Origin of the sequence: Virgisporangium aliadipatigenens, assembly GCF_016863615.1 — a bacterium.
In the GTDB taxonomy this organism is placed as follows: domain Bacteria; phylum Actinomycetota; class Actinomycetes; order Mycobacteriales; family Micromonosporaceae; genus Virgisporangium; species Virgisporangium aliadipatigenens.
This window is the reverse complement of sequence record NZ_BOPF01000006.1, coordinates 96315-112190: the sequence shown is the minus strand read 5'-3', so window position 1 is coordinate 112190 and position 15876 is coordinate 96315. Positions and strand designations below refer to the sequence as shown.

14 protein-coding genes are annotated in these 15876 nt (G+C 71.7%); 7 read left to right on the top strand and 7 right to left on the bottom strand.

Annotated elements, in window-relative coordinates:
• Entirely contained in the window at positions 1-1704 is a 1704-nt protein-coding gene (locus tag Val02_RS09795; protein WP_203898635.1) for a glycoside hydrolase family 43 protein, read from the bottom strand.
• A gap of 193 nt (positions 1705-1897) precedes the next feature.
• On the opposite strand from Val02_RS09795, the gene Val02_RS09790 reads away from it, so the two are divergent.
• From Val02_RS09790 to Val02_RS09775, 4 genes are read left to right on the top strand one after another with little or no spacing between them, the layout of a single operon-like run.
• Positions 1898-3187: an extracellular solute-binding protein gene (locus tag Val02_RS09790; protein WP_203898634.1), complete on the top strand. Its 1290-nt coding sequence runs from the start codon at positions 1898-1900 to the stop codon at positions 3185-3187.
• A 2-nt stretch (positions 3188-3189) separates the two neighbouring features.
• Positions 3190-4101 (top strand): carbohydrate ABC transporter permease, encoded by a 912-nt coding sequence (locus Val02_RS09785; RefSeq protein WP_203898633.1) that lies wholly within the window; start codon positions 3190-3192, stop codon positions 4099-4101.
• Positions 4098-4997: a carbohydrate ABC transporter permease gene (locus tag Val02_RS09780; RefSeq protein WP_239152647.1), complete on the top strand. Its 900-nt coding sequence runs from the start codon at positions 4098-4100 to the stop codon at positions 4995-4997. The genes Val02_RS09785 and Val02_RS09780 overlap by 4 nt, the downstream gene beginning before the upstream one ends.
• A gap of 48 nt (positions 4998-5045) precedes the next feature.
• A complete protein-coding gene (locus Val02_RS09775) occupies positions 5046-6068 on the top strand; it encodes a LacI family DNA-binding transcriptional regulator (RefSeq protein ID WP_203898632.1) in 1023 nt (340 codons plus the stop codon).
• Here the strand turns inward: Val02_RS09775 and Val02_RS09770 are convergent.
• Positions 6065-9001 (bottom strand): WD40 repeat domain-containing protein, encoded by a 2937-nt coding sequence (locus tag Val02_RS09770; RefSeq protein WP_203898631.1) that lies wholly within the window; start codon positions 8999-9001, stop codon positions 6065-6067. The genes Val02_RS09775 and Val02_RS09770 overlap by 4 nt on opposite strands.
• A gap of 27 nt (positions 9002-9028) precedes the next feature.
• Positions 9029-10411, bottom strand: a complete 1383-nt coding sequence (locus tag Val02_RS09765) for an APC family permease (protein WP_203898630.1) — start codon at positions 10409-10411, stop codon at positions 9029-9031.
• An 84-nt stretch (positions 10412-10495) separates the two neighbouring features.
• On the opposite strand from Val02_RS09765, the gene Val02_RS09760 reads away from it, so the two are divergent.
• Genes Val02_RS09760 through Val02_RS09750 form a run of 3 tightly spaced genes read left to right on the top strand, consistent with a single transcriptional unit; the run spans position 10496 to position 12775 of the window.
• Positions 10496-10915: a universal stress protein gene (locus Val02_RS09760; RefSeq protein WP_203898629.1), complete on the top strand. Its 420-nt coding sequence runs from the start codon at positions 10496-10498 to the stop codon at positions 10913-10915.
• A 35-nt stretch (positions 10916-10950) separates the two neighbouring features.
• Entirely contained in the window at positions 10951-11484 is a 534-nt protein-coding gene (locus Val02_RS09755; protein ID WP_203898628.1) for a SigE family RNA polymerase sigma factor, read from the top strand.
• A complete protein-coding gene (locus Val02_RS09750) occupies positions 11462-12775 on the top strand; it encodes a hypothetical protein (protein ID WP_203898627.1) in 1314 nt (437 codons plus the stop codon). Before Val02_RS09755 ends, Val02_RS09750 begins: the two co-directional genes overlap by 23 nt.
• A gap of 93 nt (positions 12776-12868) precedes the next feature.
• Here Val02_RS09750 and Val02_RS09745 read toward each other — a convergent pair whose 3' ends face one another.
• From Val02_RS09745 to Val02_RS09730, 4 genes are read right to left on the bottom strand one after another with little or no spacing between them, the layout of a single operon-like run.
• Complete coding sequence (locus tag Val02_RS09745) at positions 12869-13741, bottom strand: NsdA family TPR-like regulatory protein (RefSeq protein ID WP_506022114.1); 873 nt, start codon at positions 13739-13741, stop codon at positions 12869-12871.
• Positions 13741-14868, bottom strand: a complete 1128-nt coding sequence (locus Val02_RS09740) for an MAB_1171c family putative transporter (RefSeq protein ID WP_203898625.1) — start codon at positions 14866-14868, stop codon at positions 13741-13743. Before Val02_RS09740 ends, Val02_RS09745 begins: the two co-directional genes overlap by 1 nt.
• The gene (locus Val02_RS09735; protein WP_203898624.1) at positions 14868-15389 is read right to left on the bottom strand and encodes a hypothetical protein; all 522 of its coding nucleotides are present in this window, start codon (positions 15387-15389) and stop codon (positions 14868-14870) included. Before Val02_RS09735 ends, Val02_RS09740 begins: the two co-directional genes overlap by 1 nt.
• The gene (locus Val02_RS09730; protein WP_203898623.1) at positions 15382-15816 is read right to left on the bottom strand and encodes a helix-turn-helix domain-containing protein; all 435 of its coding nucleotides are present in this window, start codon (positions 15814-15816) and stop codon (positions 15382-15384) included. The genes Val02_RS09735 and Val02_RS09730 overlap by 8 nt, the downstream gene beginning before the upstream one ends.
• Positions 15817-15876: the final 60 nt, after the last annotated feature.

Below are 15876 nucleotides of genomic sequence, written 5' to 3'. Positions count from 1 at the left end.
CTACTGGAGCAGAGTCCTCTCCCCCTCGGCTTCTGTCCATCGGCTGCGTCGATTCGCTTCGGCGCCGGTCGTGTACGTGGCCGAGTCGAAGTCGGCGTACCCGCCGTCGACGCCGAGATCCTGCACCCACAGGCCGATGAACGCCCCGGTGAAGCCCCACGCCTCGGGCTCCCCGTCGACCACGCGCGCGGCGTACTCGTCGGAGAGGATCGTGGCGTCCAGTTCGACCGGGAACTCCCGCCACGACTCCGGCCCGTCGAGCGCGTACGAGAAGCGCACGATCGGCCCGTCGAACTCCGCGCGCAGGGCGACCCGTTCGATCCCGGGAACGGGGATGCGGCAGGTCGGGTGCGGCACGTGCTTGCCGGAGTCGCTGGTGAGCACCTCCAGCACGGGCAGCCCGTCGTCGTCGGCGGTGAGGTACGCGAAGTGCCAGTTCCGGGTGTTGTAGTACGCGGTCACGCCGGCGAGCTGGCGGTAGTTGGCGGGGCGGAACTCCATGACCGCCTCGAGCGCGCAGTGCCGGTCGGTGACCCGTCGCGCCACGAGGCTGGGCCGCTGGCGGCCGACCGGCGACTGTCCACCATGGACCCTCAGGAACCCTTTCCGGGCACCGAGATCGGCCCAGTCGGGGGTCGCCGGGCGGCGCAGGGTGGACCAGTTGACGCCGAGCGCGTCGCCGTCGAAGTCGTCGTACTCGGGGTTGGGAGGTTCGAGGTGCGGCACAGCACCCCCAGGTCCCTGTGCCGCACCGGACTCGGACGCCCCGGCGGGGGCGGGTGTGGTGAGCGACGGCAGGCCGCCGTCGACGGAGGGCCAGCCGTCCACGGGCCAGTCCACCCGCTGCAGCGCGGTTTCCCGGCCGAGGACACACGGGCCGAGCGGCGAGTACGGGCGGCCCACCAGGTAGGCCAGGTACCACTCGCCGTCGGGGGTCTCGACGAGGCTGCCGTGGCCGGCCTTCTGCAGCGGCAGGTCGGGCCGGCCGTAGGAGGTGATCATGGAGCCGGCCGGGTCGACCTCGTACGGCCCGTCCAGCGAACGCGACCGGGCCACCGTGACGCGGTGTTCCCAGCTGGTGCCGCCCTCGGCGGTGACGAGGTAGTACCAGCCGTCGCGCTTGTGCAGGTGCGGCCCCTCGGTCACCCCGGCGGGCGTGCCGTAGAAGATGACCTTCTCCGGGCCGACGAGGGTCTGCGTCTTGCGGTCGTAGCGCTGGAGGTTGATGCCGGCGAACCGTTCGTGGCCGGGCCGCCAGTCGGCGGTCATGGTGAGCAGCCAGCTCTCGTCCCCGTCGTGGAAGAGCGACGCGTCGAAACCCCTGCCGTGCAAGGGAATCGGGTCGGACCACGGGCCCGTCGGGTCCTCGGCCGTGACGAGGTAGTTCATCGGGTCCCAATAGCCGCTGGCGAAGCTGGCCACGTCCGAGTAGACGAGGTGGAACAGTCCGTCCACATAGGACAGATCCGGCGCCCACACCCCGCACGAGTCACCCGCGCCGTAGAGATCGAGCAGCCGCTTCTCCGTGAGGATGCCGCCCAGCGGTCGCCAGTGCACCAGGTCCGTGGAGTGGTGCAGGCGCACGCCCGGGTACCACTCGAAGGTGGACGTGGCCACGTAGTAGTCGGCGCCGACGCGCAGGATCGACGGATCCGGGTGGAACCCGGGTAGTACCGGGTTCCGGATCAACCGACCGCCGGCCATACGCCCTCCCGAAACTTTCGAAAGTATCGAAACACCGGCGAGCGCCGGAACGCCATGGACGATAGCCCGAAGCTGCATCGAAACGACAGACCTTGACGTGTCGAAGCTCACGGCCGTAACCTGCCGGACATCGTTGTCGAAAGTTATCGAAACTTTCGCCGAGCCCTCCCTCTCCACCCCGAAGGGTCCGCTCATGACTTTCACCCCCCGCCTGTCTCGTCGGCGGCTACTTCAGATCACCGGAGCCGGTGCCGGTGTCGCCCTTTTAGGCGCCTGCGGCGACGACGACGGCGGCAGCGCCTCCGGCGAAATCGACTGGTGGCACATCAGCAACACCGACCCGATGCTGTCCGTGTGGGCACAGCTCGCGAAGGACTACGAGGGCGCCCACTCGGGCGTCAAGATCAAGATCACTCCGCTGGAGAATGAAGCGTTCAAGGCGAAGCTGACGACCGTCACCCAGGCCGGCAAGCCGCCCTCGCTCTTCCACTCCTGGGGCGGCGGCGTCCTCAACCAGCAGGTCCAGGCCGGGCTGGTGAAGGAGATCTCCGGCGACGTCGGCTGGCTCTCGCAGATCAACTCGAACGCGACCAAGCTCTACCAGGTCAACGGCAAGCAGTACGGCGTCCCGTTCGACGTCGGCATGGTCGGCTTCTGGTACAACAAGGAGCTCTTCGCCAAGGCCAACATCGCCGCGCCGCCGGCCACCTGGGCAGAGTTCCTGGAGGTCGTGCGCAAGCTCAAGGCCGCCAAGGTGACGCCGATCGCCCTCGCCGGCGCGGAGAAGTGGCCGGGTCACTTCTACTGGTCGTACCTCGCGATCCGCCAGGCGGGTGTCGCGGGTATGGCCGATGCGGCCAAGGACGGCTCGTTCGATCGGCCGGACTTCGTGACCGCGGGTGCCAAGCTCAAGGAACTCGTCGACCTGCAGCCGTTCCAAACCGGCTTCCAGGGCGCCAAGTACTCCGCCACCGACGGCCAGGCCGCCATCATGGGCAACGGCCAGGCCGCCATGGAGCTGATGGGCCAGTGGGCGCCCTCCACCCAGGCGTCGTACTCCTCCACCAAGCAGGGCATCGGCGACAAGCTGGGCTTCTTCCCCTTCCCGTCGCTGGAGGGCGGAAAGGGCGCGATCACCGAGGTGTTCGGTGGCGGCAACGGCTTCGCGATCGGCAAGGACGCGCCGCCGGAGACGCTCGACTTCGTCAAGTTCCTGCTGACGGCCGACAGCCAGCGCAAGGCGACGGGTGCCGGCGGCGTACTGCCCGTCACCCAGGGGGCCGAGGACGCCATCAAGGACCCCAACCTGAAGAAGGTGCAGGAAACGGTCGCCAAGGCCACCGCGTTCCAGCTGTACCTGGACCAGGCATATCCGCCGGCCGTCGGCGCCCAGGTCAACGACAGCGTCGCCGAGCTGATCGCGGGCACCGCCAAGCCGGAACAGGTCGCCGCGGCGATCGCCAAGACGGCGAAGACCAAGTAAGCATGAGGGGACGTCGTCGCAACGGGCCGGTTCTCGCGCTGTTCCTCCTGCCCGCCTTGCTGTTGTTCGTCGGCCTGGTGTTGGGCCCGATCGTGCTGGGCCTCTACACCAGCTTCTTCTCCTGGAACGGCTTCGGCGGCCTGCCGACGCAGTTCGTGGGACTGGCCAACTTCACGCGGCTGTGGAGCGACGACGTCTTCCTCGGCGACCTCCAACGCGGGCTGATCCTCATCGTGCTGTCGGTGGGGATCCAGCTCCCCGTGTCGCTGGGACTGGCGCTGCTGGTCAACCAGCCGATACGCGGGCGGAGTGTCTACCGGGTGCTGTTCTTCGCTCCGTACGTGCTGAGCGAGGTCATCACCGCGGTGCTGTTCACGATGCTGCTCTCGCCCAACAACGGACTGGTCAACAACCTGTTGGGTCTGCTGCCCGGCGACGTGCAGCAGACCTGGCTGGCCAATCCGGACACCGTTCTGTACGCGGTCTTCGTGGTGGTGAGCTGGAAGTACTTCGGCTTCCACATGGTGCTCTACCTCGCCGCGCGACAGAGCATCCCGCAGGAGCTGACCGAGGCGGCCTCCTCCGACGGCGCGAACGCGTGGCAGGTGTTCCGCCACGTGACGCTGCCGCTGCTCGGGCCCACCATCCGGATCAGCATCTTCCTGTCGGTCATCGGCACCATCCAGCTGTTCGACCTGGTGTGGGTGTTGACCGGCGGTGGTCCGGTGCACGGCTCGGAGACGATGGCCGTGACGCTGTTCCAGTACGGGTTCAAGCGTTTCGAGGTGGGCTACGCGAGCGCGATCAGCGTGACGATGTTCCTGATCTGCCTCGTGTTCGCCCTGGTGTACCAGCGGTTCGTGCTCCGGCGTGACCTGGAGGGCGCGATGACGGTTCTGGGGGCCGCGAAGTGACTACCAAGGAAGCGGCCCGGCCGGTGAGCGCCCCGGCGCCTCGGCCGCCGGTCACCGCGAAGCAGGCCAAGCGTCGCGCCTCGCTGCGGCACCTGCCGCTGCACGTGATCTGCATCCTGGTCGGGGCCACCATCGTGGTGCCGCTGCTGTTCGGGATCCTCGGCGGGTTCAAGGACAACGGGCAGCTGGTGACCCGGCCGTTCGGGCTGCCGGACCCGTGGGTGTTCGAGAACTACGCCGACATGCTGGTGTCGTCGGGGTTCTGGCGGCCGCTGGGCAACAGCATCTTCATCGCCGTCGCGACCACACTTCTGGTGGTGCTGGCGTCGGCGCTCGCGGCGTTCGTCTTCGCGCGCTTCGCGTTCCGCGGGCGGGAACTGCTGTTCACGCTCTTCAGCATCGGGCTGATGTTCCCGTTCGCGGTGGCGATCCTGCCGCTGTACGTGGTGCTGCGCGAGATGGACCTGCTGGACAATCCGCTCGGCGTGATCCTGCCGCAGGCGGCGTTCGGGCTGCCGATGACGATCATCATCCTGCGCGGGTTCTTCCGGGACATCCCGGGCTCCGTCGAGGAGGCCGCGATCCTGGACGGCTGCACGCCGTGGGGCTTCTTCTGGCGCATCCTGCTGCCGATGGCCCGGCCGGCGCTCGCCACCGTATCGGTGCTGGCCGTCGTGTCGAGCTGGAACAACTTCATGCTCCCGCTGGTGGTCTTCAACGATCCGTCGATGTGGACTTTGCCGCTCGGTGTGCAGCAGTTCCAGGGGCAGTACGCCGCCGACACGGCCCGCATCCTCGCGTACGTGACGCTGGCGATCGTGCCGTCCATCGCGTTCTACGCACTCGCCGAACGACACCTCACAAGCGGGTTGACCAGTGGCGCCACCAAGGGCTGAGATTCGAAACTTTCATTACACTCCGCTGTCGTGAAGGAGAAACCGCGCATGACCGACCGACGCGCCACGATGGCAGAGGTGGCGGCCGCCGCCGGCGTGTCGGTGCCGACCGTGTCCAAGGTGGTCAACGGGCGGCCCGACGTGTCGCCCTCCACCCGGCAACGGGTGGAAGAGGTGCTGCGCACCCGCAACTACAGCCCGCCCCGCGCCCGGGCCCGCAACCGCGTCGGCCTCATCGACCTCGTCTTCGTCGACCTCGGCAGCCCGTGGGCGATGGAGGTGCTGGCCGGGGTCGAGGAGGTGGCGCACCGCGCGGAGACCGGCGTCGTCGTGTCGGCCGTGCACGGGCGGCGGCGGACCCGGCCGGACCGGCGCTGGCTGGAACAGCTCGCGACGCGGCGTTCCGACGGGGTGCTGCTGGTGCTTTCGGAGCTTTCGGCCGCGCAGCAGGCGCAGCTCGACGAGCTCGGCATCCCGGTCGTCATCGTCGACCCGGCCGGTGCGCCCGGGCCCGACGTCCCCTCGGTCGGCGCGACCAACTGGGCCGGCGGGGTGTCGGCCACGGAACACCTGATCTCGTTGGGGCACAAGCGGATCGCCGTCATCGGCGGGCCGACGGACGTGCTGTGCAGCCGGGCCCGCGTCGACGGCTACCGCGCCGCGATGAACGCCGCCGGCCTCAAGGTGCCCAGTTCGTACGTGCGCACCGGCGACTTCCTCAGCCCGACCGGGTACCGGGAGACGCTCACGCTGCTCGACCAGGCCCGCCCGCCGACGGCGGTGTTCGTCTGCGCCGACCAGATGGCGTTGGGGGCCTACGAGGCGCTGTACGAACGCGGCATGCGCGTGCCGGACGACATGAGCATCGTGGGCTTCGACGACCTGGAGGAGGCGCGCTGGGGCATCCCGCCGCTGACGACGGTGCGCCAGCCCCTGGTGGAGATGGCCGCCATGGGCACCCGGATGCTGCTGTCGCTGGTCTCCGGCGAGGAGCTGGACACGCCCCGGGTGGAGCTGTCGACCTCGCTGGTGCTGCGCTCCAGCACCGCGAGCCCCGCGCCGGGACGCTAGGGTAGCCCCAACTCCAGCACCCCGCCGGCGGTGATGACCACCAGGCCGTCGGCGGTGGCCGCGAGCGCCCGCCCCGCCCGGCGCACCGGCACCGTCAGCAGCGGTCCGGCGAGGATCGGCGACCACAGCACCACGGTCCCGTCGTCGCCGGTGGTCGCCAGCACCTGCGCACCGGCGTGGTTCGCGAGGCACATCGCCCGCACCGTTCCGTGAGCCGTCCGCACGCGATGCAGCTCCCGGGCGTCCGCCGCCGACCGCACCGTCAGCGTGCCGTCCGCCTGCGCCACGGCCACCGCCTCCGAACCTACCGGCATGGCGCAGAGCGCCGTCACGGCCGTGCGTTCCGACCAACTGCGCAGGGTCCGTCCGGTACGCAGGTCCCACACCCGCGCCTCGCTGCCGGCGACGGTCGTCACCGCGGCGCGACCGGACCCGAGGCGCAGCGCGCACATCGCCGTCACAGGGGCGTCCGGCCCCTGCCAGCGCCGTGACGGGAGCCACCCCTTCGGCCGGACCCGCTGCCCGGTCGCCGGATCCCACCTGGTGATCCGGCCGTCCGCCCCGGCCGCGATCAGCGCGCTTCCCCGCTCGTCCCAGGCGGCACAGACGGCCGTCGTCGGCGCGTCCCCGCGCTCACCGAACGTCCACCGCACACCGGCGGCGGTGTCCACGAGCACCGGCCGCCCGTCGTGCACCATCGGCACGCCGACGGGCCGGTCGTCGGCCGGTCCTGCCTCGGTCGCCGGTCGGACCGTGCGCCGTTCCGTGCGGCACGTCCACACGCGCAGGGCGTCCCCGCCCGTGACGAACGGCGACCCGTCGAGCGCGTGCGCCGACCCGACCGTCCACATCGGACAGTCCGGCGGGTTGCCGAGATCCGACGGCGACCACAAGGAGACCGTTCCACCCGCCGACACCTGCGCCAGCAGGTCTCCCGCCGCCGTCGGGACGGTGCGTCGCGGCCCGTCGTTCCGGTCGCCCAGGACCGCCCAGACCTGCCGTCCGGTCGGCGGGTCGACCAGCCAGACCGTCGGGTCGTGAAGCCCGCCGTAGACGAGCAAGTGCCGGCCGCCGACCCGCAGCGCGGCGAGGCCCCACCGGTCGTGCCCGCCGGTCGGACACGACCGCGTCCGGCCGGTGGCGAGATCGACCAGCACCAGGCCGCTGTCCCGGTTGGCGACGGCGAGAACGGTGCCGCCCGGTGTGGGCACGGCGAGCAGGTGCGTCACCTCGCCGAGGTCGTCGAGATCGGGCACCGGCAGGCGGCGCACCCTTGCCGTCGCGGGGTCCAGGAGCGTCAGGCCCACGCCGCGCGTCGCCGTCGCGACGAGCGTCCGTCGCCCGTCCGGGACGGTACACATCGCCGTGACGAACCCGGAGTCGAGCAAGCGCATCACGTCACCGGTGTCGGCGTCGCGGATCCGCAGGCCGCCCTCGTGCCCGTCGGCGACGAGCAGCCGCCCTGCGACGGCCGCCACGCACATCGGCGCCCGCAGCTCGAGCGGCACCACCGTGCGCTGTTCGCCGGTGTCGGGCTCCCACAGCCGCAGCGTTGCGTCGGCGCCGCGCGAGGCGAGCAGGGCGCGGCCGTTGTCGCGCGGCACCGCGAACAGGTCGCGGACGGCGCGCTCGTGGCCGTGCAGGACCCGTTCGGCACCGGGGATCAGGATCCTGCCGTCCTGGCAGCCGTACACCGTGAAATGCCGTCTGCCGACGCGGATCCCGCACACCGCGGTCACCCAGTCGGAAGCGCTGATCGGCGCGGTGCGGCGACGCGCGCCCACCGCGTAGCGCAGCACGCGGTACGCGGGCGCCGCGTCGGGCACCCACGACGGGTGCAACCCCTCGACCGCGGCCGTCACGGCGAACATCGCGGCCCGCTCGGCCGGCCCGGCGGTGGCCGCCCCGGGGGTCAACCGCACGAGTCGGGCCCGCTCGCGGGCGGCGCGGCGGGCCAGGCGCCCGGACTGCCCGTCCAGGCGTCCCAGGTCCACCTGGAGCAGGGCCGGGTCGTGCGCGTAGACGTCGTCGAGCATGCCGCCGGCGGCGGCGTGGACGGGCAGGTTCCGTCCTGTGTAGACATCGGTCCGGTAGGAGGTGCGCAGCAGGGCCGTCGCCACGGCCGCCTCGTCGGCCGGCCCGCGCCGCAGGGCGTTCGCCAGCGCCTCGGGTGCGAGGAGGTAGCGGTCGGCGTGCCGGGTCACCAGCAACGGGGCCTCCGCGCGGGCGATCGCGCGCAGGTCCTTCGGGGCGAGTTCGGTGCCGAGCGCCCGCGCGACGGCGTGCCACTGCGCCACGGTGAAGCCGGGCACCCGGGCGTACGCCAGGGCGGTGAGCGCCCGCCGCGTCGGTTCCGCGAGCGCGTCCGACCAGACGGTGATCGCCGCGTCGAGGGCGGGCGTGGCGGGTTCGCCGCCGATCCGCGCGTACAGGGCCGCGACCAGGTAGTTGCCCTCCGCCAGGGTCGCGACGCGGGCCGCCGACTCCGTCGGGTGTCCGGCCCGTTTCATGATCATCCGGGTGAACCTGGTCAGCTCGGCCACGGAGCCGTAACGCGGGTCGGCGAGGTCGATCCGGAGCGTGTGCCGGCCGAAGAGGTCCGCGCCGTCCCGGTCGGTGGCCACGATGACCCGCCGTCCGGCGCGCACGGCCGGGTGGACCACGGTGCTGACGACGCGGCGCGCGTCGGCGGTCTCGTCGAGGCTGTCGAGCGTCAACCGCGCCCCGCCCTCCCGCGCCGCGGCCGCCACCTCCTCGAACGTCAGGTCGCGCAGCCGCACCACACCGGGGCCGCACTCGTGCTCCAGCAGCGCGGAGCGGCCGGATCCCGGCGCCCCCACGACGAGCAGCAGCCCACCGACATCGCGCGGGTATCCATGGACATGGAGAGCGATGACCGCCGCACTGCGCCTGACGTACGGCCAACCCCGCATGGCGACCAGGTTAGAACCCCGGCACCGTCAGGCGGGCGTTCCCCGCCGGGCGTCGACGAACCGGGTCGACGCGAACGTGATCCCCCACAGCACGACGCCGATCAGCAACAGCACGCCGGCCACCCGGTAGTCCGCCGACGCCCGGCCGGAGAGCGGGCTCGCGAGATACGCGCACGACACCGCCCCCAGCACCGGGATCACCGTCGGCGCCCGGAAGTGCTTGTGCTCCACGGGATCGCGGCGCAGCACCAGCACCGCCACGTTCACCACCGTGAACACGCACAGCAGCAGCAGCGCGGTCGTCCCGCCGAGCGCCGCCAGGTCGGCGAACCAGATCAGCCCGAACGCCACAAGCGTCGTGAACACGATGCCCACCCACGGCGTGCGCCGGGTCGGATGCACCCGGCCGAGCTGCTTGGGAAGCACCCGCTCGTTCGCCATCCCGTACAGCAGCCGGCTCGCCATCAACATGTTGATCAGCGCCGAGTTCGCCACCGCGAACATCGTGATGAACGCGAAGACCGTCAACGGGAACGCCGGCGCGCCCGCCTCCACCACCTTCAGCAGCGGCGCGTCCCCCTTGCTCAGGTCCGCGGGCGACACCAGCGCCACCGCCGAGATCGCCACCAGCACGTAGACGAGACCGGTGACGCAGAGGCCGGCGAGCATCACCTTCGGGAAGACGCGCACCGGGTCCTTCGTCTCCTCGGCCATGTTCACCGAGTCCTCGAAACCCACCATCGCGAAGAACGCCAGAGCGGTCGCGGCCGTCACGGAGAAGAACGCGTTCTCGCCGGAGGGCGTGTCGAAGTCGGTGAGCCGCGACATGTCGCCCTCGCCGCCGCCGAGCGCCCACGCGCCGATCCCGATGACGATCAGCAGGCCGGTGAGTTCCACCAGGGTCAGCACCACGTTGAGCTTCACGCTCTCGCCGACGCCGCGGAAGTTGACCAGCGCGATGAGCGTCATGAACCCCACCGCCACGGCCGTCAGCGCGATGCCGTCCCCGAGCGACAGGTCGAACGCCTCGGCGAAGTTCCCGGCGAAGGCCTTGGAGGCACTGGACGCCGACGTGAGCCCCGAACACATCACCGCGAACGTCACCATGAACGTCAGGAAGTGCAGCCCGAACGCCTTGTGCGTGTAGAGCGCCGCACCGGCCGCACGCGGGTACTTCGTCACCAGTTCCAGATAACTGAACGCCGTCAGGATCGCGACGACGAACGCGCAGAAGAACGGCAACCACACGGCGCCGCCCACCTCGGCGGCGACCTTGCCGGTCAACGCATAGACACCGGTCCCTAGAATGTCCCCGATCACGAACAGCAGCAGCAGTCCCGGCCCGATGACCCGCTTCAGCTCCGGCTCGCCCAATCCGGAGGTTCCGTCCCGGGTCTCGGTCTCCGCCATGGCGCACCCCTTCGCGATGGGGGAACAGTTGTCGGGGTATACCCACGCCAGAACTCCGCTACTCCTCGTCCACCGGAGGTCGCCATGCGCATCGTGCTCGCCGCAAACCCCGAGGCGGACCAGCCCTGGGTCGCCGACGCCGTCGCGGGCCTGGCCCGTCAGACGGCCGCCACCGTCGCCGTGGTCGCGGTCGACGAGATCGAGTTGGAACGCCTCAGTCCCGCGCCCCGCGCCGTCTTCGTGGAACGCGCCCGGGCGGCCGCGGACGCGGCGGTGCGCCGGCTCGCCGACGCCGGTGTCGAGGCGCACGCGACCGTCCTGTCGGGACGGCCGGTCGAGCGCATCCTGGAGTTCGCCGAGGCGCAGAACGCCGACCTGATCGTGGTCGGCTCCAGCACCCGCCCCGCCGTGGCCGAACGCCTCCTCGGCAGCGTTCCGCTGAGCCTGGTGAAGAAGTCGTCGCGCCCGGTGGTCGTGGTGACGCATCCCCACCACACGCACTGACAACCGTTCGAGGTCCCCGGACACACCTATCCGATGTGACAGACGAACGCGAGCAGTTCGCCGCCTACGTGCTCGCCCGCAGGGACGTCGTCCGGCGCAGCGCCTACCTGCTCTGCGGGGACTGGCACTTCGCCGACGACCTGGTGCAGATGACGTTCGTGCGGGTGGGGGCCGGGTGGCGGCGCATCCGCGACCACGACTCGGTCGACCGCTACGTGCGCACCACGCTGATGCGCACCTACCTGGCCGAGACGCGGCGCTGGTTCCGAAGACGGGAGCGAAGTACCGACACCCTGCCCGCCGTCGCCGGACCCTCCACAGTGGACGACGACGTCAGCCGGCGGGTGGCCGTCGCGGCGGCGCTGCGCCGGCTCACCCCGGGGCAGCGGGCCGTCGTCGTCGCGCGCTACTACCTCGACCTCGACGTCGCCGCCACGGCCGAGGCCCTGGGCTGTTCCACCGGAACGGTCAAGAGCCAGACGTCGCGCGCCCTGAACGCGCTCAAGGAACACCTGGGAGATCTGAGAACCGGAGACGAGGTTGACGATGTTGCTGCGCGACCTGCTTGACGACGCCGTCGAGACGGCGCCGCCCGCCGCGCCGCTCGACGTCGACACCCTGTACCGGGCCGCCACCCGCCGCCGCCGCACGCTCGCCGCGGCCCGTGCGGCTCCGGTGTTCGCGCTGGTGGCCGCGCTCGTCGCCACGCTGCTGGTGACCCGCGGCGGCGACCGCCCCGACCCGTACACCGGCCCCGCGGAGGGCCGGCAATGGCCCGCCGTCGTGTGGGCCGGCGCGGCCGACGCCCGGCACCTCTACGCCACCCTGCGGGAGTGCCGGGACTGCGACGTGGTGATCCGCGGTTCCGACGACGGCGGCCGCACCTGGACCACCCGCTCGGAAGCGGACCTGGCCCGGGGCGAGCTGAACGAGCCGGTCCCCGACGACGCCTGGATCGACGGCCTGCTCGGCAACGAGATGCGCTTCACGCCCTCGGGCGGGATCGTGCTCGGGGCGACGGTCGAGGCCCGCGCGCCCTCGACCGACGGCGCCGGACTGGCCGCCATCGGCAGCACCGACGGCGCGCGCACGTGGCGGCCGCTGTACCGCACGGACACGCCGATCGCCGCGGCGCCGCACGACTCCGTGCTCCGGTGCACGAACGACATCACCGGCGCCGGGCGGCAGGACGGGTGCGTCGTCGACGTCCTCGACCCGTTCGTCGGAACGTTCGCGCCGCTGGCGAACCAGCCCCCGCTGCGCGCCGATTCCGTGCGCCGCTTCCCCGACGGAACGACCTGGGTCACCGGCACCGACCGTGCCACCGGCCACCCGGCCGTCGCCGTCAGCCCGGACCTCGGCCTTACCTGGCAGCCGCACGTCTTCACGGAGGTGCCGCCCCGCGACCCGAACACCGCCCGGTACGACCTGAGCGTCGCCACGCGGGACGGCAGTTCGGCGAACGTGACGATCGCCGCCCCGGAAGGAGCCGCCGCGTGGGTGTTCATGCGGTCCCGCGCCGACGCCTGGTCCGGTGGCGTCATGGCGGGCGGAACCGGCGGCCCGCTGGTCGGCTCGTACCTCGCGGCCGGCGACGCACACGTCGTCATCACCCACGACACCGCCCCGGAACCGTCCGCCAAGGCCACCTACGGCGCGGGCGTGCTCCCGCCGCGGCCGGACCGGTTGACCTACCGGATCGGCGAGCCCGGACGCCCGTACCGCGAGCTCACCGGGCCGGCGTTCGAGACCGGGAACCCCGTCGTCGTCACCCGCGACGACCGGTACGTCACGTTCAACCGGTGGGTGCTGCTGATCTCCGACGACGGTGCGGACTGGCGCACCGTGCCGATCCGTTGACGCCCACCGCCCCGGAGCATGCACCGGGCTGATATAGTCCCATCGATGGGCCGGCATCTTCCCCCGTGGATGCCGGCCCATTTACTTGTTTGCTCAGTAGAGCTGGCCGGCGTGTAGGGGTTCCACGGCCTCGCGCATGCGGCCCGTGGTGCGTTCGACCGTCGCCATCAGTCTCGCCAGCGGGCGCGCCGAGCCGACCCGGCCGCGCAGCACCGCCAGCGCCTCGGCCGTCTCCCGCGCCTCCCGCCGGTCCCCCACCTCGATCTGCGCGTGCAGCAGCGTGCACAGGTAGAGGAAGCGGTCGCGGTGGGCGTTCGGGGGCGCCATCCGCAGGGCCTGACGCAGCGGGTCGAGCGCCGCGGCCCACTCCCCCAGCGTGCCGTGCATCGCGGCGGTCGCGGAGTACATGCCGCGTTCGGAGACCCACCAGGCCCAGGCCGGATCCCGGTGGCCGACGCCGTCCAGCAGCAGGCTCCGCGCGTGGTCCAAGGTGTGGAACGCCTCCCGCCGACGCCCCAGCTGCGCGAGGCCCCGGGCCAGCCGCAGCCGGAACATCGAGTGCAGCCGCGGCGTGAGCCGTGCGTCGTCGAGCACCGGCCGCACCAACGCCACCGCCCGCTCCGGCTGCCGCAGATACGTCGCCTGCAGGCTCATGTTGTGCAGCACGAACAGTTCCATCGAACGGTGGCCGCAGCGGCGCGACAGTGCCAGCGCGACGCGGTTGGCGCGGTCGGCCTCGGGATGGCGGTTCGCGTCGCAGAGCAGCCAGCCGGTGACCTCCGCCAACTCGGCCGCGGCGGCGAGCAGATCGCTGTCCGGCCGCTCCCGGGCCCGGCGCAGCACGGCCGGCAGAACCGCCACGGCCTCGCGGGCGGCGGCGTTGCCACCGGCGTCCACGTCGAGCGCGACCAGCCGCGCGATCGTGTCGTGGATCGCGGCCGCCTGCTCCTCCCCGGTCGAGGCGATCAGGGTTCCCGCTGGAACGCCCGGGCGACGGCCACCAGCCGGTCGGTCTCACCGGCCAGGTCCTCCGGGTACTCGCCCGGGGCCGGGGCCGGTGCGCTCACCGGAGGTCGGCCGGAGGCCTTGGCTTTCAACGCCTCCCGCACCCACTGCGCCTCGGCGGTGGGGCCGTTGGCGTCGACCGGCGGCGCCAGGTAGGGGCGCAGCGCGCGCTGGCCGTCGAGGATCTCGATCACCCGCCGGTACAGCCGGAAGCCGAGGTCGCCCGGCACGGCATCGGCGACTCGCGAACGCGGCCCGCCCAGCACGATGTCCGGAGTGGCCCGGTGCAACGCCTCCCACAGCGGCCGCAGCTGGTGGTAACGCCGGTACGCGCGCACCCATCGGGGCAGCGCCGCCAGCGCCGGTCCCCAGCCGGGGGCCGTCCAGCCGAGCAGTTCCAGCAGTGAGCCGACGTCGCCGAGGAACCACTGCACCGGGTTGTACGCGGTCACGTCGTACTTCAGCTGCGTGGCCGCCACCTGGAACAGCCGCATGCCGCAGTAGCCCAGGATGAAGACGCCGCCGACGGCGACGGTGCGCATGCTGCGGCGCAGCCACGGCTGCGTGGCCGTCCCGGCGAACCGCCACGACACGCGCACGGTCACCACCTGGCCGGCCGCGATGAGCACGGTGTACAGCGCCACGTAGAGCGCGTATCCGGAGTTGCGCAGGTTCAGCAGGCTCGACGTGGCCGACGTTCCCTGGCGTTCCATCGGAAAACTGACCAGGAACATCGTCACCAGGACGGCCAGGGCCACGGCGAACCCGGCGACCAGCAACCGCGCGCGGTGCCGGGCCCGCTCCGGCGGGAGCGCCCAGTACGTCAGCACCACCAGCTGCGCGGCGGTGAGCACGACGACCGCCGCGTGGGACAGGATGATGGTCACGTTGCGGTAGTGGAAGAGGTCGGCGACGTGCGGCGACACCGCGTCCAGCCCGATGACGAAGCTGAAGAACGAGCCGAAGAAGTAGACGCACAGCGCCGCGTGCGTGGGATCCCGGTGATTGCCGGGCAGCGTGCCGAGCCGGTACGCGAACGCCGCGAACGCGATGACCGTGCACGTCCATTCGAGGACCTGGTAGACCATCAGCCGGACCGCCGATACGTCAGCGAGCTGGTGATCCGGGCGAGCGCGCCCTCCGCCTCGGACGGTGGCGGCTCCGGGCGACTGAGGCGCTCCAGCAGCACCGAGGCCATCACCTCGGCCTCGCGCTCCTGGTCGTCGGTGTAGGCCGCGCGGCCCAGCATGTCCCGCACCACCTGCGGATCCACGTCGGGGAACAGGATGCGCGCGCTCGCCTCGTCGAGCGTCACCGTGCCCCGGTGGCAGCAGATGAGATGGGCCAGTTCGTGGGCCACGATGTGCTCCTGGTGGGTCCGGCTGGTGTCGGCCTCGTAGAGGATGAAGTCGGCCTCGTGGGTGGCGACCCAGAAGCCGCACGGGTGCGTGGCGGGCATCGCCATCGGGATGAGGTGGATCGGGCGGCCGCGGCCCTCGGCGACCCGGGCGCACAGCTCCGCGACGCCGCCGGCGGCCGGCACGTCGAGGTCCTTGAGCCGGGCCTCGCAGGAACGCCGCAGTTCCTTGAGAACGCGTCGCTCAGTCATCGCCGTCCCGGATCGGGGGCAGGCCCTGGAGCTTGCGCATCTGGTCGAGCACGGCCGCCATCGCGTCCAGGCTCTCGGCCGGCAGGCCGATGGCGCGCAGCGCGATCGAACGCACCCCCGCCTGCCGGATCTCGTCGAGCGCCGCGAGCTGCTGGCTGACCCGGTCGGCGTGCGCGGAGTCGAAGAAGTAGGCCGGCGAGACGCCGAAGAAGCCGGCGAGGGCGACGAGGAGCGCCCGCGAGGGGTTGCGTCGGGAGCCGCTGCGGATCGCCGAGAGGTAGGCGCCGCTGACCTTGATCTCCGGATCGGCCTTGCGGATCTCGGCCGCCACTTCGGAGTTGGTCCACTGGCGGCCCTGGGGACGACTCAGGGTGAACAGCTCGTCGAGACGCTCGGCAAGCGTCGAGCCATCACTGTCCCCCGGCATGTGCCCACCCCCTGCCGCAATCCAACCATTGGGATGGTGAATGTCAAACCTCGTGTCGAT

What these genes read in the sequence shown, in the direction of transcription:
- Val02_RS09785 (WP_203898633.1), top strand. Translation starts at nt 3,190, where the DNA reads ATGAGGGGACGTCGTCGCAACGGGCCGGTTCTCGCGCTGTTCCTCCTG.
- Val02_RS09735 (WP_203898624.1), bottom strand. Translation starts at nt 15,389, where the DNA reads ATGACTGAGCGACGCGTTCTCAAGGAACTGCGGCGTTCCTGCGAGGCC.
- Val02_RS09750 (WP_203898627.1), top strand. Translation starts at nt 11,462, where the DNA reads ATGTTGCTGCGCGACCTGCTTGACGACGCCGTCGAGACGGCGCCGCCC.
- Val02_RS09730 (WP_203898623.1), bottom strand. Translation starts at nt 15,816, where the DNA reads ATGCCGGGGGACAGTGATGGCTCGACGCTTGCCGAGCGTCTCGACGAG.
- Val02_RS09765 (WP_203898630.1), bottom strand. Translation starts at nt 10,411, where the DNA reads ATGGCGGAGACCGAGACCCGGGACGGAACCTCCGGATTGGGCGAGCCG.
- Val02_RS09770 (WP_203898631.1), bottom strand. Translation starts at nt 9,001, where the DNA reads ATGCGGGGTTGGCCGTACGTCAGGCGCAGTGCGGCGGTCATCGCTCTC.
- Val02_RS09795 (WP_203898635.1), bottom strand. Translation starts at nt 1,704, where the DNA reads ATGGCCGGCGGTCGGTTGATCCGGAACCCGGTACTACCCGGGTTCCAC.
- Val02_RS09775 (WP_203898632.1), top strand. Translation starts at nt 5,046, where the DNA reads ATGACCGACCGACGCGCCACGATGGCAGAGGTGGCGGCCGCCGCCGGC.
- Val02_RS09790 (WP_203898634.1), top strand. Translation starts at nt 1,898, where the DNA reads ATGACTTTCACCCCCCGCCTGTCTCGTCGGCGGCTACTTCAGATCACC.
- Val02_RS09740 (WP_203898625.1), bottom strand. Translation starts at nt 14,868, where the DNA reads ATGGTCTACCAGGTCCTCGAATGGACGTGCACGGTCATCGCGTTCGCG.
- Val02_RS09760 (WP_203898629.1), top strand. Translation starts at nt 10,496, where the DNA reads ATGCGCATCGTGCTCGCCGCAAACCCCGAGGCGGACCAGCCCTGGGTC.